This window comes from Litorimonas sp. (genome assembly GCA_029936425.1).
Taxonomy (GTDB): domain Bacteria; phylum Pseudomonadota; class Alphaproteobacteria; order Caulobacterales; family Maricaulaceae; genus Litorimonas.
In genome coordinates, this window is sequence record JAPYSU010000007.1 from 71,493 (window position 1) to 94,678 (window position 23,186).

The 23,186-nt window shown below is 50.3% G+C and carries 25 protein-coding genes; 5 read left to right on the forward strand and 20 right to left on the reverse strand.

Annotated features, from left to right (window positions below; genetic code table 11):
- Positions 1-52 precede the first annotated feature (52 nt).
- Positions 53-508 (forward strand): hemerythrin domain-containing protein, encoded by a 456-nt coding sequence (locus tag ACN0IC_RS08420; protein WP_416878330.1) that lies wholly within the window; start codon positions 53-55, stop codon positions 506-508.
- 61 nt (positions 509-569) lie between these two features.
- On the opposite strand, the gene ACN0IC_RS08425 is transcribed toward ACN0IC_RS08420, so the two are convergent.
- From ACN0IC_RS08425 to ACN0IC_RS08500, 16 genes are all read right to left on the reverse strand, one after another.
- Complete coding sequence (locus tag ACN0IC_RS08425; RefSeq protein WP_416878331.1) at positions 570-779, reverse strand: helix-turn-helix transcriptional regulator; 210 nt, start codon at positions 777-779, stop codon at positions 570-572.
- Complete coding sequence (locus ACN0IC_RS08430; protein ID WP_416878332.1) at positions 772-1,221, reverse strand: hypothetical protein; 450 nt, start codon at positions 1,219-1,221, stop codon at positions 772-774. The genes ACN0IC_RS08425 and ACN0IC_RS08430 overlap by 8 nt, the downstream gene beginning before the upstream one ends.
- 91 nt (positions 1,222-1,312) lie before the next feature.
- Complete coding sequence (locus ACN0IC_RS08435; protein ID WP_416878333.1) at positions 1,313-2,203, reverse strand: acyl-CoA desaturase; 891 nt, start codon at positions 2,201-2,203, stop codon at positions 1,313-1,315.
- A gap of 113 nt (positions 2,204-2,316) precedes the next feature.
- Positions 2,317-2,718 carry a hypothetical protein gene (locus ACN0IC_RS08440; RefSeq protein ID WP_416878334.1) on the reverse strand — a complete coding sequence of 134 codons (402 nt, stop codon included), beginning with the start codon at positions 2,716-2,718 and terminating at the stop codon, positions 2,317-2,319.
- A 3-nt stretch (positions 2,719-2,721) separates the two neighbouring features.
- Positions 2,722-3,102: a HesB/IscA family protein gene (locus ACN0IC_RS08445; RefSeq protein ID WP_416878335.1), complete on the reverse strand. Its 381-nt coding sequence runs from the start codon at positions 3,100-3,102 to the stop codon at positions 2,722-2,724.
- Positions 3,099-3,533, reverse strand: coding sequence for an SUF system Fe-S cluster assembly protein (locus ACN0IC_RS08450; protein ID WP_416878397.1), 435 nt, complete (start codon positions 3,531-3,533; stop codon positions 3,099-3,101). The genes ACN0IC_RS08445 and ACN0IC_RS08450 overlap by 4 nt, the downstream gene beginning before the upstream one ends.
- A gap of 65 nt (positions 3,534-3,598) precedes the next feature.
- On the reverse strand, positions 3,599-4,816 hold the full coding sequence (locus ACN0IC_RS08455) for a cysteine desulfurase (protein ID WP_416878336.1): 1,218 nt from the start codon (positions 4,814-4,816) through the stop codon (positions 3,599-3,601).
- A 611-nt stretch (positions 4,817-5,427) separates the two neighbouring features.
- Positions 5,428-6,474: a Fe-S cluster assembly protein SufD gene (gene sufD / locus ACN0IC_RS08460; RefSeq protein WP_416878337.1), complete on the reverse strand. Its 1,047-nt coding sequence runs from the start codon at positions 6,472-6,474 to the stop codon at positions 5,428-5,430.
- Positions 6,455-7,216 carry a Fe-S cluster assembly ATPase SufC gene (gene sufC / locus ACN0IC_RS08465; protein WP_416878338.1) on the reverse strand — a complete coding sequence of 254 codons (762 nt, stop codon included), beginning with the start codon at positions 7,214-7,216 and terminating at the stop codon, positions 6,455-6,457. Before sufC ends, sufD begins: the two co-directional genes overlap by 20 nt.
- Positions 7,217-7,287: 71 nt before the next feature.
- The gene (locus ACN0IC_RS08470; RefSeq protein WP_416878339.1) at positions 7,288-7,659 is read right to left on the reverse strand and encodes a cupin domain-containing protein; all 372 of its coding nucleotides are present in this window, start codon (positions 7,657-7,659) and stop codon (positions 7,288-7,290) included.
- A gap of 145 nt (positions 7,660-7,804) precedes the next feature.
- A complete protein-coding gene (locus tag ACN0IC_RS08475) occupies positions 7,805-8,203 on the reverse strand; it encodes a RidA family protein (RefSeq protein WP_416878340.1) in 399 nt (132 codons plus the stop codon).
- A 14-nt stretch (positions 8,204-8,217) separates the two neighbouring features.
- Positions 8,218-8,688, reverse strand: coding sequence for a hypothetical protein (locus ACN0IC_RS08480; RefSeq protein ID WP_416878341.1), 471 nt, complete (start codon positions 8,686-8,688; stop codon positions 8,218-8,220).
- Between the two features lie 35 nt (positions 8,689-8,723).
- Positions 8,724-9,266 (reverse strand): hypothetical protein, encoded by a 543-nt coding sequence (locus ACN0IC_RS08485; RefSeq protein ID WP_416878342.1) that lies wholly within the window; start codon positions 9,264-9,266, stop codon positions 8,724-8,726.
- Positions 9,266-10,762, reverse strand: a complete 1,497-nt coding sequence (sufB, locus tag ACN0IC_RS08490; protein ID WP_416878343.1) for a Fe-S cluster assembly protein SufB — start codon at positions 10,760-10,762, stop codon at positions 9,266-9,268. The genes ACN0IC_RS08485 and sufB overlap by 1 nt, the downstream gene beginning before the upstream one ends.
- Positions 10,759-11,967, reverse strand: a complete 1,209-nt coding sequence (locus tag ACN0IC_RS08495) for a cysteine desulfurase family protein (RefSeq protein WP_416878344.1) — start codon at positions 11,965-11,967, stop codon at positions 10,759-10,761. The genes sufB and ACN0IC_RS08495 overlap by 4 nt, the downstream gene beginning before the upstream one ends.
- Complete coding sequence (locus ACN0IC_RS08500; protein WP_416878345.1) at positions 11,964-12,419, reverse strand: Rrf2 family transcriptional regulator; 456 nt, start codon at positions 12,417-12,419, stop codon at positions 11,964-11,966. Before ACN0IC_RS08500 ends, ACN0IC_RS08495 begins: the two co-directional genes overlap by 4 nt.
- Before the next feature lie 200 nt (positions 12,420-12,619).
- On the opposite strand from ACN0IC_RS08500, the gene ACN0IC_RS08505 reads away from it, so the two are divergent.
- Positions 12,620-13,297 carry an alpha/beta hydrolase gene (locus tag ACN0IC_RS08505; RefSeq protein WP_416878346.1) on the forward strand — a complete coding sequence of 226 codons (678 nt, stop codon included), beginning with the start codon at positions 12,620-12,622 and terminating at the stop codon, positions 13,295-13,297.
- 66 nt (positions 13,298-13,363) lie between these two features.
- On the opposite strand, the gene ACN0IC_RS08510 is transcribed toward ACN0IC_RS08505, so the two are convergent.
- From ACN0IC_RS08510 to ACN0IC_RS08520, 3 genes are all read right to left on the reverse strand, one after another.
- Complete coding sequence (locus ACN0IC_RS08510) at positions 13,364-13,726, reverse strand: hypothetical protein (protein WP_416878347.1); 363 nt, start codon at positions 13,724-13,726, stop codon at positions 13,364-13,366.
- A 184-nt stretch (positions 13,727-13,910) separates the two neighbouring features.
- The gene (locus ACN0IC_RS08515; RefSeq protein ID WP_416878348.1) at positions 13,911-15,833 is read right to left on the reverse strand and encodes a M1 family metallopeptidase; all 1,923 of its coding nucleotides are present in this window, start codon (positions 15,831-15,833) and stop codon (positions 13,911-13,913) included.
- A 38-nt stretch (positions 15,834-15,871) separates the two neighbouring features.
- On the reverse strand, positions 15,872-16,987 hold the full coding sequence (locus ACN0IC_RS08520) for an anhydro-N-acetylmuramic acid kinase (protein WP_416878349.1): 1,116 nt from the start codon (positions 16,985-16,987) through the stop codon (positions 15,872-15,874).
- 49 nt (positions 16,988-17,036) lie between these two features.
- Between ACN0IC_RS08520 and tyrS the strand changes: the two genes are divergently transcribed.
- Complete coding sequence (gene tyrS, locus ACN0IC_RS08525) at positions 17,037-18,302, forward strand: tyrosine--tRNA ligase (protein WP_416878350.1); 1,266 nt, start codon at positions 17,037-17,039, stop codon at positions 18,300-18,302.
- 13 nt (positions 18,303-18,315) lie between these two features.
- On the opposite strand, the gene ACN0IC_RS08530 is transcribed toward tyrS, so the two are convergent.
- Positions 18,316-21,759 carry an AsmA-like C-terminal domain-containing protein gene (locus ACN0IC_RS08530; RefSeq protein ID WP_416878351.1) on the reverse strand — a complete coding sequence of 1,148 codons (3,444 nt, stop codon included), beginning with the start codon at positions 21,757-21,759 and terminating at the stop codon, positions 18,316-18,318.
- Between the two features lie 82 nt (positions 21,760-21,841).
- Between ACN0IC_RS08530 and bcp the strand changes: the two genes are divergently transcribed.
- Together bcp and ACN0IC_RS08540 are read left to right on the forward strand one after the other, a co-directional pair.
- Positions 21,842-22,309 carry a thioredoxin-dependent thiol peroxidase gene (gene bcp / locus ACN0IC_RS08535; protein ID WP_416878352.1) on the forward strand — a complete coding sequence of 156 codons (468 nt, stop codon included), beginning with the start codon at positions 21,842-21,844 and terminating at the stop codon, positions 22,307-22,309.
- Between the two features lie 17 nt (positions 22,310-22,326).
- Entirely contained in the window at positions 22,327-23,142 is an 816-nt protein-coding gene (locus tag ACN0IC_RS08540) for a ferritin-like domain-containing protein (RefSeq protein ID WP_416878353.1), read from the forward strand.
- The last annotated feature ends 44 nt before the right edge of the window (positions 23,143-23,186 follow it).

The window sequence follows — 23,186 nt, forward strand, 5'->3', positions numbered from 1 at the left end:
CTACCCCCTTCTCTGCTCGTTCTTTGCACAAGATGTTACTAGAGGAGTAAGAATGTCAATTTATACGAGACTTGAAAAAGATCACGACAAACAAAGGGATTTGATCGAGAAAATTAAGAAAACTCAGAACGGGTCAAAAAATCGTTCCGAGCTCTGGACAGATTTGAAAGTTGAGCTGGAAGCTCATGCTTCGGCCGAAGAACAGGCTTTTTACTCTGAATTGATGCGGGATCCTGATGGTACAGACGAAACGCGACACGCGGTTGAAGAACATCAGGAGATGCACGAAATAATCTCCGAATTGGACATTATGGATCAATCTGATGATTTGTGGCTCAAAAAGTTCGAAAAATTAGCTCATAAAGTTATTCATCACGTGGACGAAGAAGAAGCTGAATTTTTCCCGAAGGCCAAGAAACTCTTCAAGAAATCCGAAGAAAAAGAAATGCTCGAAGATTTCAATGAGCGTAAGCCTAAAGAAGAGAAAAAGCAGGAATCTGCTGCTTAACTTCAAAGATTTCCTAATATATCAAGCCCCGCAAAAGCGGGGCTTTTTTGGTTGGTGAGCATTATGGGAGTTGAAATAAATCTTCGACACTAACGTCCAGGGCCTTTGCCAATTTCAATGATAAAATTGTGGTGGGTACAAAGACGCCATTTTCTACTGTATTAATAGTCTTACGGCTCACACTTACCCTCTCCGCCAAATCACTTTGCGTCAATCCCGCCGCCTTACGGTATTGAGTTAAAGCATTCATGAGTTCAGGATGATCAGGCATCGTGAAGTTCCATGAACGCGAAGGCATATAGCGGGCTCGCCACACCAATTGCCATAATGAGTCGAGACATGTCGCTTCCGGTCATGGGAAGAAATCTCGTCATAATAAACAGACCAAATATAGCGGCCATCAAAATGAGATAACCTATTTTTATTGCTTTGGATCGGTGCGCTTTTACAAGATCATCTTCCATTACGGCTTGAGCCGAAGCGGACAGACGTTTGAACATTCTTTTTCCTTTTACGACCAAGAACAAGAGTCCTAAAGCCCATAAGATTTGGCCAGCATCAGCGATATTGTCCGCCATGCTCCGTGTGGAAGAGTTCGCGTCCGCGATCCAATCCATACTGGGCACCTGCCAGATAAGGTAAGTCGAAGCGAGGAACATGAGGATCAGCGCCCTCTGCCGTGATAAATTTTCTGTATTTTCAGTTTTTGCCATGAGAGACTCCATTTGTAACCTATGGGTTACATATAGACCGCTCATTTTGTAACGTCAAGGTTACATTTTATATTTAGAAGTTTTGCGCCAATCAGGCGAATCTCGGGGCAATTTTGAGATCTTTCACCCAACCAAACTTCTCAAATACTAGTAATATCGTCCCGTTATAATCGAAAACACGGTTCCAGAATCCTTTACGCGGCAAATGCAGCGCAGATTGCGGCTCATCATGATGGTGGTCATGAAAGGCTTCCCCGCCCGTCAAAAGCGCCATGGCGTAATCCGCCCATTTCGGGGTTGTAAGATGCCCTAGGACATTAATGCCATAAGTGGTCGCGTGGAACTGAATTGCTCGCCCGATAATGACGCAGCCATGTAGGATACCGGTCAGGATAAGAGAGCCTCCGCTCATCCAGACAATAAGGTATATAAAGGCCGGAATGGCTAAATGGACAATGAGAGAAATCGAATGATAAAACCGATCCATCCAGACCACGATCGGATTTTGCCGAAGCCATAAAGCCATGGGACGACGGTTGTCATTTTCATCCCGCCATAGGATCCAGCCTATCCACGCCCAAAACTTCCCCTCAAACGGGTTGTGAGGATCCCCCGGCTTGTCCGCAAAGCTATGATGCTGGCTGTGATAATTGACCCATTCGCGTACAGTTCCCTGCATAGCAATCACCAGGTTAAACATAGTCAGGATCTGAGCCGGCGCCCGAAGTTCCCCGGCCTTGTGCTGCATAATTCGGTGCAGCGGCCCGATGCCTGCATTACAAACAAAGATGGACAGAGCTACAACACCGAGCCCCAAAGGCAGATACCACCACGCCATATCCAGGCTCTGGACCAATAAGCCCACCAGAATGAGCGTAATTAAAAGTGCTAACCCTAGAACAGGATAAATAACAGCAGAAAAAAGACTCCCGAAGCTTAGCGTTTTCCAGCTCTTCGGGATGGTCAGGGATCGGGCGTTCATACAGCCTCCATGCGAATCTATAAACCTTGATAGCCGCATATAGCTGGCTGAGGTGCCTAAATTATTGTTTAAAAAGCAGTCGGTATTATTTCCGAACCTTTGACTAGAACGGACTAAGCACTCGGTTTCGACAGCAAACTAGCTAGAAGTCTTATAAGCAGGTAAGCACTGCCAACTGACAATCCAATACCAATAGATATTATAAATCCTTCTGAATCATTGAAATAGGGACTGTCGAAAATAAGAGGGAGAATAAAACCAAATACAAGAGGTACAAATAGCAACATCGCGTAAGTTAATCGCGATTGCTTTCCGAGTTTCATCCGTAAAGCATGTGGCGCCAATTTACTAAGCAGGTAACCGAATAAAACTAGTGATACTAATGAGATTAAAAGACCAAACCTCGGCTTCATCCAAAAAACATATGCAAATGTCCCCAAAGCCAAAACTAGCTCGGCAAAAAATGCTGATATTAACGACTTAGGGTCGTCATCCCATTGGATGCCTTCATCCACGCTCTAAAACGCTGCAGGCGTAATAGTCACGCTTTCTCCGCATCCACACGCATCGGTTTGGTTGGGATTTTTGAAAGTGAACTTTGCCGAGAGAATATCGACTTCATAGTCAATAACAGAGCCTAGAATGAACAGGACTGCCTTAGCGTCGACAACAATGGTGACGCCATTGTCTTCGACAACTTCGTCGAATTTTTCAATCTCCGGCACATAATCCATCATATATTCCATGCCGGCGCAGCCGCCATTTTTAACGCCGACACGCAAATAACCCTGGTCGCGTTCGGCGAGAATGGATTTCACCTGTTCAGCGGCCGCATCGGTCAACGTCACGAGTTTCGGACGCGGGCGTCGGGTACGGGTTTTTGTGAGAACTTCGTTCATAACATATTCAATTCGAGTCTGGCTTCATCGGACATACGGTCAGGGGTCCAAGGCGGGTCAAATGTCATTTGCACATCAACATCGCGAACGCCATCTACAGCGAGGCACGCATCGCGCACCCAGATCGGCATTTCGCCGGCCACAGGGCATCCAGGCGCGGTAAGGGTCATAGTGACGTTCAACAAACGGTCATCTTCAAGCTCGACCTTATAGATCAAACCAAGTTCGTAAATATCCGTCGGAATTTCCGGATCATATACAGATTTTAGCTGTTCAATTACGTCATGCGTGATGGTCGCAATTTCGGCGTCAGTCGGTTTTGTCGTTGGCGCGCCGGAAACGTCCATTACGTCGCGTTTTTTCGCAGGCGCTTCAGTCGCACTGCCCTTCTCATTCTCGGACGTCATTCCGGGAATTTGAGAGTTCGCCATAGCTTCCGCTTCACGTTGTCTGTCAGTCATGTTTTCCATTTCAACTCCTATATAGTCCTTTTCGACTAGGATAAAAAGAGGCTGGCCTTCTTCAGACCTGCAATCAGTCGGTCAGCCTCGTCTATTGTGTTGTAAATCCCAAAACTCGCCCGCACGGAGCCGTGAATTTCGAACCGTTCCATAAGCGGCTGCGTACAATGTTGCCCGGCCCGCACGGCAACCCCGTATTTATCCAGTATCTGGGCTACATCATGGGCATGAGCGCCTTCAAGGTTGAACGCTAGAACAGGCCCTTTCTCCGGCGCCGCGCCAAGCAATTTGAAGGAGTTCATCTCCCGCAATCCTTGCAAGGCATGCTGATAAACGGCCATTTCATGTTTGTGCACGGCGTCAAAATCAAACTGAGAAACCCAGTCAATCGCCGCACCGAGAGCGATTGCCTCTAGAATTGGCGGCGTTCCGGCTTCGAATTTATGCGGCGGTTCATTATAGGTCACGCGGTCTTCGAACACATCCTCAATCATTTCTCCGCCGCCGTTAAAAGGCTGCATCCGTTCCAAAATGTCCGTTTTTCCATAAAGCGCGCCCACGCCAGTCGGGCCGTAGAGCTTATGCCCCGTCATGGCAAAAAGGTCCGCGTCTATATCAACGACATCCACTTTCTTATGAACAGCGGCCTGCGTGCCATCGACGATAAAGGTTGCGCCTGCCTCATGCGCCCACTCTCCGATCTGCTTAACCGGGTTCACCGTGCCGAGCACATTGGACATATAAACCACCGAGACGATTTTCGTTTTGGGTGACAACATCGACTTAAACGCATCGAGATCGAGCGTGCCATTTTCAAGAACAGGCACAAATTTCAGAACCGCGCCCAGGCGCTCCCGCATGAAATGCCAAGGCACGATATTGGAATGATGCTCCATCTGAGTGACGATAATTTCGTCACCGGGCTTAATAGTGTGCATCAGGCCGTAAGCGGCCAGGTTCAGCGCTTCGGTTGCGCCTTTGGTAAAGACGACATTGTCCGGTGACGGCGCGCCGAGGAATTTGGCGACTTTCCCCCTCGCCCCTTCGAAGCCTTCCGTCGTTTCATTGGCCATTGTGTGCAGGCCCCGATGCACATTGGCGAAAGAGGTTTCCATTTGGCGGCTCAGCGTATCGATCACGGCGCGCGGCTTTTGTGCAGAGGCCGCATTATCAAGATAGGCCAATGGGTAGCCATTCACCTCCCGCGAAAGGATAGGAAATTGTTCGCGTATGGCGTTAACGTTGAAACTCATGAAAAATACCCAAATGCGATTTTTACAACACTGAAAAGTAAAATAAGAATTCCGGCAAACCGCAAATACCGAAAGAGGGCCTTATCGCCCTTAAACCCCGCCAAGAGACGGCCACACAAATATAAATTACCCCCAATGAGAGCGGCAATAATGTCTGCAGTTGAAATCATTTACGCATCCCGCCACAAAAAAAGTGTTTGCACATGTATCATCCTATAAACCGCCTATAAAAATAAACAGCCGCAAGCGTTAATGTGATGACGGTTAAACCCTTGATAAAAATCTGCAGTTTCGGGTTGTTTCCCGCCCTCCGCCTCGAAAGGTGAGACGCAATAAACAACGTCACGGCACAGCCAAAAAGCAATATGGCAAGGTTGGAGTACGTCATCCCTCTTTTCCGCCTTTCAAGCCCTTACTTACATCGCCGCGAACCATCTCTGTGTCGAACATCTAAATTCCAAAAACGATTTTAAGGGCGCCGTAGATAACGAGCGTCAAACCGAATATCCGCATAAAACTTGTGACTCTTGAACGGCCCTTACTTCGTTCGGAAATGCGTCCCGCAAGGAACAAGCCGATTCCGACTAAGATTATGGCTGTTACGGCCAGTGTCACTCAGTGTTCTCCAACCACTCCCGTATTTTCTCATTTAGGGAGTTGCGCAAACCTTCATCGGCCAGACTATCAAAGGCCTCAGCCACGAAGGCTTCGGTCAGGAGCGCCCGCGCCTGTTTGAGCGGAATGCCGCGCTGACGCATATAAAACAGCGCGCTGTCATCCAGGGCGCCGATCGTGTTCCCGTGTTCACAAGCCACATCGTCGGCATAAATCTCAAGTTCCGGCTTAGACCGAACTTCGGCGTTGTCAGATAACATCAGCGCGTCATGGCGCATGGCGGCGTCCGTTTGCTGGGCGGGCCTTTCCACCAGAAATTTCCCTTGGAACACGCCGCGCGTTTTATCCGTGACCACGCCTTTGACGGCTTGGCGGATATGGCTGTCGGGCTGTTTTAATCGAATGAAACTCGTCATGTCCGTATGACGTTTATCGCAGAGCAGATATGCCCCGTTCAACACGGCTTTCACGCCCTCACCTTCACAGGTCAGATGCGTTTCCAAACGGCTCAGCGCGCCCCCGAATGACAGGCAATGCTGCGTAATCTTGGTGTTCGCCTCTGCCGCAATATGCGCATGGGAAATACGAATATGACTATCAGGATCACGGTGGATAACGCGGCGGGAAAGCGTCGCGCCTTCGGCGAGATGAATTTGCAAATCCAGATTGGAAAATCCGTTCTCCGCGCCTTCATAATTCTCTGTAATCGTCAGGCTCGCGCCTTTATCGACCATAATCGCGATGCGGGCATGGCCCTGCGCCAAACGGTCAATGGTCAAGTCGCTTTCGGGATGTGTGTCCGCCGGAACATAGAGATTCCAGCTTTTCCCGCCAAATTGCGCGGCAAGGTCAGCCATAGCGCCATGGCCCTTATGGCCTTCACCTTCTGACAAATGCACGCCTTCCGGCACGTCAAATTCCGGAATGGCGGCGCGGGTCAGACCGTTCTGGTCTTCACTGACTTTGGCTTGGACATCCGTCCACTTCCACGCTTCCTGTCGGCGGTGGGGTAATGTTTTGAGATCAAGCGGCATAGGCGTCATATCCTTCCGCTTCGAGTTTTTTCGCAAATTCGGCATCGCCTGTCTCGGCGATTTTACCGCCTGCCAGAACATGGACTTTGTCTGGTACAATATAGTCGAGCAAACGCTGATAATGGGTGATGACGAGCATTCCTCGATCCTTGCCTCCGAATTCCTCGGAACGGAGCCTGTTCACGCCATCGGCAACAATCCGCATCGCATCAACGTCAAGACCGGAATCCGTTTCGTCCATGACGATAAAGCGGGGTTCCAGCATCATCATCTGGAAAATCTCCATCCGCTTTTTCTCGCCGCCGGAGAAGCCGACATTCAGCGGGCGTTTAAGCATGTCCGGATCCATCTTAAGCTCTTTGGCCAGGGCTTTGGCTTTCTTGAGGAATTCAGGCGCTTTCATTTCCTCTTCGCCGCGCGCTTTGCGCTGGGCGTTTAGAGCGGTTTTCAAAAACGTCATGGTCGGTACGCCCGGGATTTCCAGTGGATACTGGAAAGATAAGAAGAGGCCTTTCGCGGCGCGCTCTTCCGGCTCCCTCTCGAGCAGGTCATCGCCTTCAAATTCGATAGAGCCATCCGATGCAGCATATCCTTCACGCCCCGTCAGGACATAGGACAAAGTCGATTTCCCGGCGCCGTTAGGCCCCATGATCGCATGAACCTCTCCCGCCGGAATTTCCAACGACAGATCCTTTAAAATTGTTTTCTGACCGTCATCAACAGTCGCGGATAAATTATTGATTTTTAACATTACTTCTCTTTCAAATTTTTTATTCGAGTCATTTGCCATGCAAAAAGGCTTAAGAGGTCGATTTACTCATTTCACACCCACTCCCCGATAGGCGCGTCGTAAATCGCGTCAACGGTGGCCGTCCCGCTATTCTTCACACCTGTTGGTTCAATTAGGAAAATCTGGCATTCTTGTTCAGCTCGGGGCCGATGTTCGACGCCTTTGGGAATGACATAGGCTTCGCCTTCTTCCAACCGCACAACAGAGCCGTCGCGAAAATCTAGTTCAAGCGAGCCGCGCCAGACGAAGAACATTTCGTCCTCTGCCTCATGCGCATGCCAAGGATATTCACCCTGGATTTTCGCGAGTTTGAAGTCCTGTCCATTGAGCTGCGCAACGATTTTCGGTCGCCATTGCTCTGAGAACATCGAGAATTTCTCGTTTATGTTGATCTTTTCGTTCATTCGATTCCTAAAACTCTGTCATTCCGGGGCTCCAAGGGAGAACCCGGAAGGTCGAGAGGTTGCGAGCCACTTCTGCATATAGCCCCAAACTCTCGACCTTCCGCATCTGCGCTTCGCTCCGTGCGGAATGACAGGTTTAAATTTATCACGCGCCCTTAAAACACGTCACTTCGATTTCAATTTTCATTTTCTCATCGACCATTTCCGCAATCACCATGGTGGCCGCCGGCAAAATAGCGCCGAAGTGCTTGCGTAAGACGGGGAGCACGTCTTCGACATATTTACGGTCAGAGACGGTGTATTGCACCCGGATCGTATGGCCGAGTTCAAACCCGGCCGCATTCAGCGCCGCCATGATATTCGTGAAAGTGTTCTGCGCCTGCTGCGCCGCGCTTTCCGGCAGTTCGCCGGAATTATAATCATATCCGACTGTCCCGGAGACAAAGCACCAATCACCCTGCACCACGGCGCGGGACATGGCATAGGTCTTCTCTCCTTCAGAGAGCTGGATGAATTTTCGTTTTGCGTCAGGCTTTTTCGCCATGGCTTATTCCTTCATTATGGACAGGCTTCTACCTGCCACTCTGTTGTATTTTCACCGCGCCAGCATTTGATGCGGGATCCATAGGCTGCCAGTTTTTGCTCGCCCCTCGGCCCGGACAGGATAAGATAAATCTCTTCGCCTTTAATCGCCTCATCGGCAAAGCCTTCTGCCGTGAAAATCAGCACGGAACCATCCTCACGGTCAAAACTAAGCTGCGACGTTTTCAATATTGTATCGGCTGCTCCCGGCGCAAAATAGAGCCGAACATTTTCAATCGCTTCAACGCGGGATTGACCGATTTCAAGGCCCGTATATTTAGCGAGCTTCCCACTGAAATTGGAAAAATCTATATCTTCCAAATCCCGCTTTTCCGGAAGCAGAGGCTTGTCCGGCGCAGGCGGATCGGACGGCTCTGTAACCGCCGCCGTTTGCGCATTGACGATTGCCTCAGGCGCGCTGGGCGTATCCGGAGAGCAAGCGGCCATTAAAACCGCGGAAGCTATGCAAAGAAAAAGGCGCATTAGGGACAAGCCTGTGTTTGCCAGTTTCCAGCGTTAGAGCCTCGGCGGCATTGAACGCGAACATTATATTCCGACAGAACGAAATTATCACGCTCGCCCGGACGGAACATGGCTGTGATTTCCTGCGCCTTTATAGAGTCGTCCATCAGATTATCCGCCGTGGCGATTAAGCTGTAACCATTCTCGGTTTGCGGGGTCAGGCGCATATCAAAGCTCTGATTTCCTTCACTGGTCTCCGGCGTAAAGCGCTCTTCCAAGAGGTTTTCCACTTCAGCGGAAGACATGCCGAGTTCCATCCCCGGAACGGTCACTCTTTGCGCGGAAATGATTTCGTCTGGCTCCGTCGGTTCAGCCGTTTTGTCCGGCGGCGTCAGATCGCCTGGCCTTGGATCAATAGGCGCGTCAACCGGAGTTTCAACCTCCGGGTTCGTCGCAGAGCCGATGCTCCTGCCGATATAAATGGCCGCAGCGAGCAGAACGACTGCCCCGACAAGTATTAAGAGCCACATCAGACCCTGCTTGTTTTTTTCCTCATCTGTCATTATCCCACGCTTCCTTCCAAACTAATGGCGACTAGCTTTTGAGCCTCGACGGCAAACTCCATGGGAAGTTCCTGTAGGACGTCACGACAGAACCCATTGACCAAAAGCGCAACAGATTCCTCTTCGGACAGGCCGCGCTGACGGCAATAAAAGAGTTGATCATCCGAGAGCTTAGACGTCGTCGCCTCATGCTCAAATTGCGCACTCGGTGTATTGCTTTCCACATAAGGCACAGTGTGCGCCCCGCATTGATCGCCAATCAGCAGGGAGTCACATTGCGTGAAGTTCCGGGCATTCGTGGCTTTCTTATGAGCGCTAACGAGACCTCTATAGGTCGAGTTGGATTTCCCGGCGCTAATGCCTTTGGAAATCACCCGGGACTTGGTGTTCTTGCCTAAATGGATCATCTTTGTGCCGGTATCCGCCTGTTGATAGCCATTGGTAATCGCGATGGAGTAAAACTCGCCCTGAGAATTATCGCCGCGAAGGATGCAGCTTGGGTATTTCCAGGTCACGGCAGAGCCGGTTTCAACCTGTGTCCAGGACACTTTGGAATTATCGCCCCGGCAGTCGGCCCGTTTGGTCACAAAGTTATAGACCCCGCCTTTACCTTCACTGTCGCCCGGCCACCAGTTCTGGACCGTGGAATATTTCACTTCAGCGTCTTCATGCACGACAATCTCGACAATCGCCGCGTGAAGCTGGTTTTCGTCCCGCATTGGGGCTGTGCAGCCCTCGAGATAGGACACATAAGAGCCTTTATCCGCAATAATAAGCGTCCGTTCGAACTGGCCTGTGCCTTGAGCATTCATCCGGAAATAAGTTGAGAGCTCCATAGGGCATCTCACCCCTGGCGGAATATAAACAAAAGATCCGTCGGAAAAGACGGCATTGTTGAGCGTGGCGAAGTAGTTATCTGTAATCGGTACAACCGATCCCATATATTTTCTGACAAGCTCTGGATGGTTTTTAACGGCTTCAGAGAAGGAACAGAAAATCACACCATCTTTGGCGAGCTCTTCCTTAAAAGTCGTCACTACTGAAACAGAGTCAAAAACGGCGTCCACGGCCACTTTCGGTGCGCCTTCTACACCAGCCAGAACTTCCTGTTCGCGCAAGGAAATGCCCAGTTTGTCATAGACCGCCAGAATCTCAGGATCGACTTCGTCGAGCGATTTCGGCCCCTCTTTCTTTGTCGGGGATGCGTAATAATAAGCATCCTGATAATCGATCTTGGGGTATTTGATCATCGCCCAGTCCGGCTCTTCCAGCGTCAGCCAACGGCGATAAGCTTCGAGTCGCCATTCCAGCAGCCATTCCGGCTCTTCCTTTTTGGCAGAGATGAACCGAACAATATCTTCGTCCAGCCCCTTGGGCGCGAAGTCCTGCTCGATATCGGAATCAAATCCGTATTTATATTTATCGGCTTCCAGAGAGCGGACACCTTCAACGGTGGACTGCTCAATGGACTCTTTGACTTTTACTTGTTCACTCATGTTGCACCTATCTTGGTTGCATCTGTCTTTGGTCTGCTTTTTTCCACCTCGATATCCGCAATGCCGCGCGGCGAAGGCGTGAATGGAAGCGGCTTTCGGCGTATCTTGCTCCACGCCAGGAGGAAGTCTTCGACTTCGTTTAATATAGCATTATCGCCGAAACTCACGCGGATCGCGCCTTTCGGGGCTTCGTCGAGCCGTCCCATGGCTTTGATAGAGCGGCTTTCCCCGACCTTGCCAGAAGAACACGCCGTTCCGGTCGAAACGGAAATGCCTTCGAGATCGAGCGCCATCATCAAGGTCATGGAGCTCGCATCCGGGATCGCAAAAAAGCTCGTATTCGGAAGGCGGTCTGCGCCTTCGCCGAAAATCACTAATTCCGGCTCCATTTTTTTAAGTTCGGCTTCTAAAATAGCGCGTAGTTCACGCGTATGTTCCAGATTGATACCCATTGAGCAGGCCGCGCCAAATCCGGCAATGCCTCCTACATTGTGGGTGCCAGAGCGGCGGCGACGTTCCTGCCCTCCGCCTGATAAGAGCGGCGTGAAAGGTGCGTCCGGAGCGACATATAACGCCCCCACGCCCTTTGGCCCACCAATCTTGTGGGCAGATACAGCAAGGTAATCCGGCATAAAGGTCATAGAAATCTTGCCTAGTGCCTGAACGGCGTCGACCAAGATCAGGCCGCTAGCGTTACGAACAAGTTCGGTCGCTGTCTCGACATCCTGAATGACGCCTGTTTCAGAATTCGCGGCGACAATCGAAACAAAAGGACGTCCGAGACTTTTGTCCCAACTGTCCAGTTTCTTCGCCAGCCAGTTTATATCTGTGCGGCCTTCTCGGTCCGCCGGGATGAGCTCGAAAGAAACGCCATAATTCTCAGCTGCCAATATCGTCGCCGGATGATCCATGGAAGATATTAGGAGGTGTTTGCACCCTGCCTGAATTGCGGACCAAATGGCTGTGTTGTCAGCCTCAGTTCCGCTCCCTGTAAACATCACGTCTTGAGCGCAGACTCCCATCGCCAGACCCACGGCCTCGCGAGCTTTGGACACAATTCCGTTGGCGGCGCGGCCATCGACATGTTGCGCCGTTGGATTTCCGTCCACGGCCATAGCCTTGGTCACAGCCTCTATCACTTCCGGCCACGTAAAGGTCGTAGCATTATGGTCGAGGTAAGTTCTGCTTTGTGAGAGACTACTCATTCCGCCGCCTCCAATTCCTGCGTCCGAACAGCCAAGACGGGCAAACGCCCCTCAACGACGTCCTGAACAGTCACAGAAGCCAGAAATTGCTCAATATGGCTTTCCAAGGCGCCCCAAAGATTGTGGGTCAGACAACGGCTTGTCCGGCCGGTGCATCCGAGGCGATCATCCGGTGTGCAGCCATGGGCTTTGATATCCTCATTCACGGCATGAATAATGCGGTCAAGCGTCAGGGTTTGAGCCGGAACATTGAGGATGTAGCCGCCTTTTGCCCCGCGCACGGATTTTACCAATTCAGCTTTGCGAAGTTTGTTAAACAACTGCTCCAGAAAGGTAATGGAAATGCCCTGACGCGTGTTAATATCAGCCAAAGACGAGCGCACACCTTCGCCTTGCGCGGCGAGGTCGGCCATCGCCATAACGGCGTATCGTCCTTTGGCAGTCAGTTTCAAAGCGTTTCCGGCTCCTTTATGAAGGTTTTTCTCGCAATTCGCGGCGTAGCTTGTTAAAGGGCGCGCGAACCGACAATTTACAGGCTGGATGTATGTATCCTGACCTATTTAGTCAAGATTAGAACAGGGTTCTTTCGCGCGACATATCCACCTTTTTACAGGACGTTACGCCGAAGCGACCCATATTTATGTGAGGGTTAATGCCTGAAGTCATTTTTGCCGGACCGGATGGTCGTCTCGAAGGTCGCTATCACCCCTCGGATGACCCGCAAGCCCCTTGTGCGTTGATTCTATCGCCTCACCCGAAAGCGGGCGGTCATATGGATCACCGCATTCCCGTTGCCATGTATGAAAGCTATAAGCGCCGCGGCTTCTCCGTCCTGCGCTTTAATTTCCGCGGTATTGGGCGCTCTATGGGCGTTTACGATAATGGACAGGGCGAATTGCAGGATGCAGCTTATGCACTGGACTGGCTACAAAGCTTCAATCAGAACGCGCCTTTTTCCTGGGTGTCGGGATATTCCTTTGGCGCTTGGATCGGCATGCAGCTTTTGATGCGCCGTCCGGAAGTAGCCGGATTTATTTCCATGTCATTGCCGACCAATACGTATGACTTTGCCTTTCTTGCCCCCTGCCCGGCGTCAGGTCTGGTGACGTATGGGTCTGAGGATTCTATCGTCCCAGCTGATGATGTGGATCGCGTTGTCGACAAAATCCGCGTGCAAAAGGGCCACAAAATTTCCACGCATGAAATCGAAGGCGCGGATCACTTCTATACAAATCATCTGGAAATTGCGCTGGACGTGATTGAGGACTATCTCGATGAGAATCTCGACCCTCGGTATTCACCGCCCAGAGCGCCAAAGCTAATTGAATAGAGTTTACGGAATAAAGAAAAACCCGGCCTTTCGAGCCGGGTTTTTTTATTGGCGCTCTCATCTAGACTAAGGTTTATCCGGACTAGGTGATAGCTTAACCGAGACCCTGACCGTGCCCTTTTCAGCAGAATCTTGTAATTCTAGGAGGTTCAGATCACTCCTCCTGTTATAATACTTCAGTTTATCCTCTAACATTTCTACAACAAAGCCGCCCTGTCCATCTTTCTCCACTTTCTTAGAAAAGACGAGTTGATTTCCAAGCATTTCAACAAAATGTTCTTTTTGAAACTGAAAGGGTTGTTTACACCACTCGCCAATAGTCGTCGTCAGACTAAAACGGTCCTCCATTGGCTCTGTAGAAACAACGACATCAAATTCCGCTCTTATTTTTCCGCAAGAATTTGTGATAATTACCGTGTCAGGATGCATTTTTGGGTTCTTAGAACGGTAGTCCTTCTGAATTTCAGCGAATGTTGGTCTCCACATTTCAATTTTGGTTACCGTGCCCACAAACGCAAAGGACTTCGCGGGCCTTTCGCCTAAATGCGCGCACGCGGACAGTGACCCCAAAGTTGAAATCAGAAGGAGATATCTTAAACCCTTACGCACTGATCTATTCATTTAAAATGTCGTCGATCCGGCGCTGCGCAATGGGATGATATCCGGGACGGGCTTCGGCATAGATGCGCTCCGCCCATTCGGCTTTCCCGTTTTCCTTTAGAGCGTCATAAAGACGGTAAATGAACTTCCCGCGCCCGACACTCATGAGGAAGCCTTCAAGGTCGGCATAAGCGGCTTCATAATCCGTTTTGATGGCGAGCATATACCAAGCGAAAGCTGTCTCCGCATTTTGCGTGCCTGTCAGAGAAAACGCCTTGTCCAGATCTTCATATTGCTCGGAGGCGAGATCATCTGGCAAACCATTGAGGAAATGAAGCCACTCATGCGTTGACCACTCCGCCGCTATTTCCTCAAGCTCAAATGTTGACAGATCTCCTGCTACCCAAGCGTCAGAATGCATCTGAACAGTTTCGAACGCATCGGATTGTGGATTTTTGGCCGTTTCAGGCAAGCCGGGTTCATAAACCCAAGCCTCGATTTCCGCGTCCGTTACCGCGTCTGGATAATCTGCCCGTAGATTGTCATCCAAATAATCCAAAAATGTTTCTGTCGTCACGCTCTCAAAAGCATGGTCGTTAAACCAGCTTTTAAGGAACGGATCGAACGCGTCGCGTCCGAAACGCTCTTCCAGGAAGATCAGGAAATACTGACCTTTCACATAAGCCACTTGCGAGAACGCATCATCGGGATGAGTAATATCTGCGGGCAATTTCAGCTGCGTCAATTCTGGCCGCGCCGCTCCCGCTATATCACGCTTCAAGTCTTCCAGTGCCAGAGCCTGCTCCATGACGGCGCGGCGTTCCCCGTAAAGTTTCTCCATCACACGGTTTTCGACATAAGACGTAAAGCCTTCATTCAGCCAGGCATCGCGCCAAGTGGCATTCGTCACCAGATTGCCGGACCAGCTATGCGCGAGCTCGTGCGCGACAACATTGGTCAGACTTTTATCTCCTGCAATCAGAGTCGGAGTCATGAAAGACAGGCGCGGGTTTTCCATCCCGCCATAAGGAAAGCTAGGAGGAAGAACTATCAAGTCATAACGTCCCCAACGATAAGGCCCGTAAAGCTCTTCATTTGCTTCTTCCATAAGAGGCGTTTCAGAAAACTCTTCAGCCGCCGCATCCAGAATATATTCCTCGGCATAGACCCCGATATGGTCGTTAATCGCCTTGAATTCGATATCGCCGACGGCAATCGCGATCAAATATGACGGAATAGGCTGTGGCATCTCGAATTGATATTCGCCGTTTTCGTTTTCCTCGCCCTGCGACGCACTCATTAGGGGACGCAGCCCATCCGGCACGCGCAATGTGGCGGAATAGGTCAGTCTAACCGCCGGCGTGTCCTGTAATGGGGCCATAGTCCGGGCATTTATCGCTTGCGCTTGAGAGAAAAGGTAAGGGTCTTCCTTTCCTGCGGTTTGTTCAGGAGACAACCATTGCAAACCTTCTGCTGTCGGAGATGTTGTGTAATCGATAAGAACCTGATCTGCGTCTTCACTCAGCGGAATACGGAGCTCTTGTCCCAACACCGGATCGGCCTCTCCCAAGGTGTAGTCCTCGACCGGCATGGTCGTTTCCCCGTTGACCAGGCTGATAGAATTGATTGTCAGATCTTTGGTATCCAGCACCAAAACGTCAGTTTCTGGATCAATCCGTTCGAAATCCAAAATGGCAACACCGTCCAGCACCTTGTCTTCAAAATTCACGTCCAAATTCAAGTCGATATGAGTCAGACGCACGTCTTTGTAATTCGCGTAAGTGAATTTATCGGTTGTCTCGACCATTGGTGTCTCGGCAACTGTTTCGACTTCAGGCGTTTCTGTTTCAGGTTGGGACGTTTGGTTGTCTCCACAAGATCCAAGAAAGAAAGCTGAAGCCAGAAGGGGGAAAGCGGCATATTTGAAAGTAGACAAAATATTCTCCAATTTAATTTATCATTTCTGTAAGCCAATTAGGGGCGGGCGACAACGCCTCCTGTAATCGGGTGCGGAACGCCTGTCGTTCCCGGAAAGGAAATTGGCAAGCCCTTGACCGTGCGGACCGCCAAATAGGCAAAGGCCTGCGCTTCCAGAGCGTCTCCGTCCCAACCGACGTCCTCGGTGCTCAGGACGTTGCCATCCGTATGCATATCAAGCATCCCCATAATGGCGGGATTATGACGCCCGCCCCCGCAAACGATTATTTTGTTCGGCGCAAAGGCTTGAAGATCACGGGAGATGGATTGCGCGCAGAAACTTGCCAAAGTTGCCGCGCCGTTTTCCAAACTCATATCCCGCATGTCTGCTAAAACATCAAAATCATATCGATCTGCCGAACGGGGTATGGGCCTTTTGAAGAAATCCCGTTCAAACCACCTAGCGATACGTTTCAGGTCAACATGGCCTTTCATGGATTGCTCCCCCGCGAAATCGTAATTCCGGGCTCCTTTCAATTCCATCCAGCTATCCAAGGGGCCATTCCCGGGCCCGCAATCTGTTGCAATGAGAGGCTTATTGCCGTCTATCAGCGTCACATTTGAAACGCCGCCAATATTCACGACGGCGATACGGCCTTCTAATCTGGAGTAACGGCAAAGAGCTTGGTGATAGATAGGGGCCAAAGGCGCCCCCTGTCCGCCTGCTTTCACATCGGCCGTGCGAAAATCGTACACGCAAGGCACGCCAAATTTCGACGCAAGGGATTGGCCGTTACCAAGTTGCAAAGTTTGCCCCTTCACACCTTTTTGAGCAGGTTGGTGAAAAACCGTCTGACCATGATAGCCGATGATGTCTATATCTTGGGCATTCAAAGCTTTAATGGCATCGATATGCGCCCTATCGACATAATCAGACCCCATTTGAAGTTTATTCGGTGGGGGGCCTTCGAACCGCCAGTTCAAGGCTGTTTTCACCGCCTCTTTTACTTCAATCCCATCCTCCGGGAAAGCAATACAGATTGACTTTCCAAATTCAAAAACCTCTTCACCATCTGTTTCAATGACGGCCGCATCAACTCCGTCCAGAGAGGTGCCACTCATCAAACCTAATGCTATATAACGTTTCGATTCCATCACCTTTGCCTTTGACATGATTTTTCCGCTTGATAGAAGCCGCAAAGTTCAAAACTAAGATGCTTTTATGACCAATTACAAATCCGATTTGATGAAAACGCTGACCGAGCGGGGATTTCTCTATCAGTGCACGGACGAAGACGGGCTGGATAAAGCCGCCTCGTCTTCTGTCGTGACCGGCTATATTGGATTTGACTGCACAGCGCCGAGCCTACATGTCGGCTCTCTTGTTCAAATCATGATGCTGCGCCACCTTCAAAAATCCGGCGGGCGTCCTATTGTCTTGCTCGGCGGCGGTACGACCAAAATCGGCGATCCGTCCATGAAAGACAAAACGCGCCCGATTTTGACGGATGAGATGATTGAAGAAAACAAGGCCGGCATTAAACAGGTCTTCTCCAATTTTATAGATTTTGACGGCGATAACCCTGCCATCCTAGTTGATAATGCGGAATGGCTGGACAATCTCGGCTATATTGAATTTCTGCGTCTCGTCGGCACCCAATTTACCATCAACCGGATGGTCACGATGGAAACCGCGAAGCGGCGACTGGAAAATGAACTTCCCATGACGTTCCTGGAGTTCAATTACCCCCTTCTGCAAAGTTATGATTTTGTTGAACTCAACAAGCGTTACGGATGCACGCTCCAACTTGGCGGCTCGGACCAGTGGGGCAACATTGTAACAGGCGTAGACCTTACGCGCCGGATGGAAGGTAATGAAGTTTACGGCTTCACCACCCCGCTCATCACAACGGCCTCGGGCGGAAAGATGGGTAAGACGGTCGATGGGGCCATTTGGCTCAATGGCGACCCGGGCCTGAGCGAACACCATTTCCGTACCCCTTATGAATATTGGCAGTTCTGGCGTAACACGGATGACGCCGATGTCGGTCGTTTCCTACGCCTTTTCACAGCTGTGTCCCTGGACGAAATCGCCAAACTCGAAGCCCTTGAAGGCGCCGACATCAATATCGCCAAAGCGCGCTTGGCCGATGAAGCGACGACTCTTTTGCACGGCGCTAATGCCGCTAAGGAAGCCGCTGAAACAGCGAAACAGACTTTCGAGCAAGGCATGGCCGCCGAAGGGCTCCCCACTTTTGACGTTGAAAAAAGCGAGCTTGGCTCTCTGGGGGTTTTGGCGGCCACGGTCATGGCCGGATTAGCCGGATCGAACGGCGAAGCCCGCCGCCACATCAAAGCCGGGGCGCTCAAAGTGAATGACGAGAAAGTCACGACACATGAGAAAGTGCTGGAAAGTGCAGATGTAAAAGAGGGAATTATCAAACTGTCCGTTGGTAAAAAGAAACACGCCCTTTTAAAAATTGTTTGATTCCATATTCTGATTAGTCTGTGGGAGGCGCCACCTCTCCTGCTTCTTCCATCAACCGCTCAACCTCCGGCAAGTCGTCTCTTTGCTTTCGGAAAATACCTCGGAGAAAGCCGGGCGTCAGAGCCGACAGCGGATTCACAGTTATCTGAGTTGCTTCAAATGGCCCGGCCACTTGGTAACTAAGCGCAAATATTCCTTCCCCTTCCTTACCTACGAGTAAGTCCCCAATGAGAGGAAGATCGCCCAAGAGTGAGTTTGCTGTATAAGCCGGGACTAAGGCGCCGTCCAAATCCACGGTTTCATTTTTCAGGTCAATATTGCCTGCGCCCGTCATGCCGAGCGCCGGGCCATAGACCCGCGCATCCCGAACCGTCAAAACGCCATCAGAAAGTTGAAACGGTAATTCGAAGTTCTCAAAGGCAAGTCCCTCCCCAGAGAGAGTGTTAAACAAGCCCGTCAAAGATCCAAGAGAGAGCAGCTGCGCAAGTATAGGAGCGTCTTTCACTATGAAATCTGTTACGTTAACCTGGCCAACATAGCTTCCCTCTTCGCCTGGAAGCGGTAAGTTCCCCATGATTTTAAAAGCGCCGCCTTGAAGGCTGTTTATTCCTAAAAAGGCATTTGCCGCTTGTGAAGCATCGGGAAAGTTCGCCTGGACGGTTCGAACTTTGTTTGGCTGATCCGTCTCAAGACTTACAGATAATGGCCCCGCCTCCGTGTCGGCAGATAGATCTAGCTGGGTCATGGCTTGGCCACTATGAGCATAAAAGAGCGTAGCTTGGGTTGTCGTAAATTCTGGATCTAAGATCAATTCGTCCAAAGTCGCGCTGAGGGAAAGCGGAACGTCTAGAGCCGATGTCCGGGTTGATAAAGACCTATCCAGAATTGACGAAATGTCCAAGAGGGCGCCGTCCAAATTGGCAGACAAGACCTCCCTCTCTGCATCCGGTTTCATCACCAGTCTGGCATCCACCAAGTCTGAAACTTTGAATGTTTCAAAAACAAGTTCTCTCAAAGCAAAGTCAGAACGGAAAGCCAATTGTCCCTTTACATCCAGCTCAGGCGCTGAGAGCTCGAACGCAGATATATCAATTGAATTTTCACTTCGCGTTACAGACGCCGACAGGCTGCCCGGCTCCCCCTTTGGCTTGTTCCAATACTCGCCAATAGAAATTTCTGTTTCTTCGAGGTCCGCTAAAATGATGGCCGATTTGATATCGGCCCCGCTTCCGGTCGCTCGAATATCGACTTGGGCTGTCCCATCCATATATTCACGAAATCCGACACCTAGTTTGTCCAGCACATCCGGGGTCATTTGGCCGGAGAGGTGATATCGTGAAGGTGTCAGACCTTCATCAAAAGTTTCCGACCACTCCATATTGGTTTGCCACGGGCCAATATTTACCGGGCCTTTAACCTGCAAACCCGACTTGTCGACATTCAGGGATACATTCCCATTTGTCAGTTTATAGTTACCGATTTTAAAAGGCGCCGCCACATCCGTAAAATCTCCATTGATTTCGTAGAGAATGCGGTTTTGATCAAAATACTCCAATAAGGGCCGCGTGATTTTAACGCTGACAGACCCCTGCCCGCTCACGTCGCCGGGGTCAGTTTCATATTTATCGGCAAGCTTGAAAGGGGGTTGATTTAGCAGGCTCAGCATCTCTGACGCTCCGCCATTGGCGTTAATCGTGATGATAATATCCCCGCCCTTGGGTTTCAAACGCGGGATTTGGATTTGGCTAGGCAAAAGCCTCAAATCACCAATTTCTCCTGTCTCAAGGGAAAAATCCAATCTGTTGTCAGTAATTTTCGCGACACCGGACGCGTTCGTCAGCGGCGTCATCGTCGAGATATATTTCACGATCCCGTCTCTAACCGTGAAATCCATGTCCATCACTTTTTCGACTAACTCTCCGTCATCTGACCGCTCTATGTCAGCTTCAAAACTCAGGCCGTCAATGACCCCACCCTCAACAGATCGATCCAGCCAGCGACGCGCTCCATCGGCAAATTTGATGGGCCACACCTCCAATAATTCCGGGTTTGTCAGAGGGCCTTGCACCGCGCCTTCAGCCCTTATTGCCTCGAACTGTCCTTCGTCATCTCGATCCAAGAAAACTGAAGCCACCCATTTATGCGACCCCCGGTCAAGCGTCAGTGTCTCCATATTCAGGGTTTGTGCATCCACATCGAGTCGGCCTGCAATGTCCAAACCCTTGAAATTCAGGCTCTCCTCAAAAACAGGACGGGCATCTAAAAATAGCTTCTGGAAGTTCAAATCGAAAAAAGGCGATGAATTTATGTCGCCGTCATTTATTGCATCGAGATCCGTAAGGGCCCCTGTTGACTCAAATCTTAATTGAGGGGCAATCACGTCCAATTGCCTGATGGTCATTTCGGCGTCGCCCGCGTTCAGGACTGCAGAGGTTCGTATTGAGTCAAATTCGAATTCACGGCCTAAATCTGCTCGATCAAATATACCCGCTTCAACTTTTAAATCTAAATCTGCTGAGGCCAGTCCACTTTCAGGCCCGTATAAAAAATTTGTATTAAGAGTAACGGGCGCGTCCAGATCCCTGACCTGCGCATAGCGTCCTTTCGTAGGACCCGAAACAGATGGGTTAAGACCTTCTGCCCGAAGGGAAACATCAAAATTATCAAATTTCGTATTAGTTGAAATCGAAAGTAATAAAGGCACTTGCTCTTCGGTTTCCGGTTGCGCCAAATTTGCAGCAAGTGACAGGTTCAAGCTTTCAGCCTGACGCTCGACATTGAGTGTCACATCACTCAATGAAGCGGCCAGACCATTCGTTGAATTTATATAATAAGCCCGAGCTTCATTAATCTCGACCGTATCAACGCCGTCCAGGTCCAAGGTCGCCCGACGACGCGATGTGGCGCGGCGGCCTTCCCATAACGGACCAAGTCTCCCGAGATTGTCGGGCGTGCCCAAACCGGCCCGAATTCGCCCGTTTTCATCCTCCACCCAACTTACAACTCCCCCTGTCAGAACCACTTTACGCGGGATCAGGTTTCCATGACGAACGTCTTTCAAAGGGAAATAACTCTGCAGAGTGGCAAAGTTCTGCAAATCTGTCCCATCATTCGCATTGATAATGATGTTCTCGCCGGTAAAAACAATATCGTCATTGGCTGGATACCAGTCGAGGCGCATAGAGGGTATCTCGACTCCGGCCCCGGCAACCGTCTCGGTAAAAAGTTGACCCAATACCCCGCGTGCACTTGAGATATCCAAAGATTGCTGTGACAAAAACCAGGACAAGGCGAAGAGCCAGACTACAGCCACGCCCATAATGACGGCGCCAAGCTCCGCACTCAGACGCCATAACCGATAGCCAATCCGCCTGAGCCAGAAGAGGGTTTTCGAGTCGCTCTTGGTGTGTTCAATAGGCGAAGCATCCGGCTTTATATGTCGTGCTTCTTCTGTCATGCTGGAAATCGCTCTAGCCTACCGTTTTCTGTCTGGCTATGGGCGTGTCTGTAATTGAACTGCCATAGAATGAGAGCCTGATATGAGTGAATTGAAAATTGGTGACACTGCCCCGGACTTCGAACTGGAAGGCGACGGAGGTAAAACTCTAAAACTGAAAGATTACAAAGGCCAGTCTGTAGTCCTTTATTTTTATCCCAAAGATGACACGCCCGGCTGCACGAAGGAGGCAATTCAATTTACAGAGATGAAGGATGAGTTTGAAGCACAAAATTGTGCGATTATCGGGATATCAAAAGATACGGCTCAAAAACATGACAAATTTATTGCCAAGCACGATTTGAAACTTCGCCTTGGCGCAGATGTCGATGGTAACGTCGTAGAAAAATACGGCGTTTGGGTCGAAAAGAATATGTATGGGAAAAAATATATGGGAATCCAGCGGGCGACCTTCCTGATTGGTCCTGATCAGAAAATTCAACAAATCTGGCCTAAAGTACGCGTAAAGGGCCATGTAGAGGCTGTCTTAGAAGAAGTTAAAAGCGCCTAAGCAAACCCATAATTAAAATGACTTTCAATCCAATCGATCAAAGCTGCGCTGTTTTAAACGCTTCGGCGCCCGAAGAAAAAGCGGCGTTGGCTCTGTCTATGCGCTCTCAGTGGGAGAGAGCGGAGAAAAGGCCTTACCAATCAGAACTCATGCCGGGCGACCGTCCCGGACGGCCTGTTAAGCCTGAGCTTGTTCTACCCGGTGAGGTTCCCCGCCGCCGCCTTGGCTCCCCTCAAGGCCGCGCCGCTCTTTTACACGCCATTTCACATATCGAGCTAAATGCAATTGATCTTGCGGCGGACATGATAGCGCGTTTTGCAAGGCATCCACTGATAGCCCCGGAACTCCAGACTGACTTTATAGAAGATTGGAGCCGGGTTTGCGCGGAAGAGGCAAAGCATTTCAATCTATTATCCGACAGGCTAAAAACTCTCGGCGTCGAATATGGTGACTTTCCAGCGCATAACGGCCTTTGGGACGCGGCGTATAAAACTCGCCATCAAATTGCAGCGCGACTTGCTATCGCTCCTATGGTTTTGGAGGCGAGAGGCCTTGATGTGACCCCCGGCATGATTAAAAAGCTGGAACGCGTGCAGGACAAAGAAAGCGTCGCGGTTCTGAAAGTCATCTATGAAGACGAAATCGGTCATGTCAAAATCGGGGCTAAATGGTTCCAACGAATCGCTGAATTGGAGGGCGAAAAGCCCCGTCCCTACTTCCATAAGCTGGTCAGGGAGCATTTTGCAGGGCAGTTGAAGCCGCCATTTAATGTACAAGCCCGCACTTTAGCGGGGTTAACGGAAGATTATTACGCCCCGTTAGCGATTTGTTAATGCAGTTTAACGACGCTTAACAACATTATAACAGTTCTTAACGT

Excerpts from the sequence above, each read along its gene's own strand:
- tyrS (WP_416878350.1), top strand. The coding sequence starts at position 17,037 with ATGACCAATTACAAATCCGATTTGATGAAAACGCTGACCGAGCGGGGA.
- ACN0IC_RS08470 (WP_416878339.1), bottom strand. The coding sequence starts at position 7,659 with ATGAACGAAAAGATCAACATAAACGAGAAATTCTCGATGTTCTCAGAG.
- ACN0IC_RS08480 (WP_416878341.1), bottom strand. The coding sequence starts at position 8,688 with ATGGCCGCTTGCTCTCCGGATACGCCCAGCGCGCCTGAGGCAATCGTC.
- ACN0IC_RS08435 (WP_416878333.1), bottom strand. The coding sequence starts at position 2,203 with ATGAACGCCCGATCCCTGACCATCCCGAAGAGCTGGAAAACGCTAAGC.
- ACN0IC_RS08450 (WP_416878397.1), bottom strand. The coding sequence starts at position 3,533 with ATGGCGAACTCTCAAATTCCCGGAATGACGTCCGAGAATGAGAAGGGC.
- ACN0IC_RS08430 (WP_416878332.1), bottom strand. The coding sequence starts at position 1,221 with ATGGCAAAAACTGAAAATACAGAAAATTTATCACGGCAGAGGGCGCTG.
- bcp (WP_416878352.1), top strand. The coding sequence starts at position 21,842 with ATGAGTGAATTGAAAATTGGTGACACTGCCCCGGACTTCGAACTGGAA.
- sufC (WP_416878338.1), bottom strand. The coding sequence starts at position 7,216 with ATGTTAAAAATCAATAATTTATCCGCGACTGTTGATGACGGTCAGAAA.
- ACN0IC_RS08485 (WP_416878342.1), bottom strand. The coding sequence starts at position 9,266 with ATGACAGATGAGGAAAAAAACAAGCAGGGTCTGATGTGGCTCTTAATA.
- ACN0IC_RS08495 (WP_416878344.1), bottom strand. The coding sequence starts at position 11,967 with ATGAGTAGTCTCTCACAAAGCAGAACTTACCTCGACCATAATGCTACG.
- ACN0IC_RS08510 (WP_416878347.1), bottom strand. The coding sequence starts at position 13,726 with ATGCATCCTGACACGGTAATTATCACAAATTCTTGCGGAAAAATAAGA.
- ACN0IC_RS08505 (WP_416878346.1), top strand. The coding sequence starts at position 12,620 with ATGCCTGAAGTCATTTTTGCCGGACCGGATGGTCGTCTCGAAGGTCGC.
- ACN0IC_RS08520 (WP_416878349.1), bottom strand. The coding sequence starts at position 16,987 with ATGTCAAAGGCAAAGGTGATGGAATCGAAACGTTATATAGCATTAGGT.
- sufD (WP_416878337.1), bottom strand. The coding sequence starts at position 6,474 with ATGACGCCTATGCCGCTTGATCTCAAAACATTACCCCACCGCCGACAG.
- ACN0IC_RS08455 (WP_416878336.1), bottom strand. The coding sequence starts at position 4,816 with ATGAGTTTCAACGTTAACGCCATACGCGAACAATTTCCTATCCTTTCG.
- ACN0IC_RS08445 (WP_416878335.1), bottom strand. The coding sequence starts at position 3,102 with ATGAACGAAGTTCTCACAAAAACCCGTACCCGACGCCCGCGTCCGAAA.
- ACN0IC_RS08425 (WP_416878331.1), bottom strand. The coding sequence starts at position 779 with ATGCCTGATCATCCTGAACTCATGAATGCTTTAACTCAATACCGTAAG.
- ACN0IC_RS08475 (WP_416878340.1), bottom strand. The coding sequence starts at position 8,203 with ATGGCGAAAAAGCCTGACGCAAAACGAAAATTCATCCAGCTCTCTGAA.
- ACN0IC_RS08530 (WP_416878351.1), bottom strand. The coding sequence starts at position 21,759 with ATGACAGAAGAAGCACGACATATAAAGCCGGATGCTTCGCCTATTGAA.
- sufB (WP_416878343.1), bottom strand. The coding sequence starts at position 10,762 with ATGAGTGAACAAGTAAAAGTCAAAGAGTCCATTGAGCAGTCCACCGTT.
- ACN0IC_RS08420 (WP_416878330.1), top strand. The coding sequence starts at position 53 with ATGTCAATTTATACGAGACTTGAAAAAGATCACGACAAACAAAGGGAT.
- ACN0IC_RS08540 (WP_416878353.1), top strand. The coding sequence starts at position 22,327 with ATGACTTTCAATCCAATCGATCAAAGCTGCGCTGTTTTAAACGCTTCG.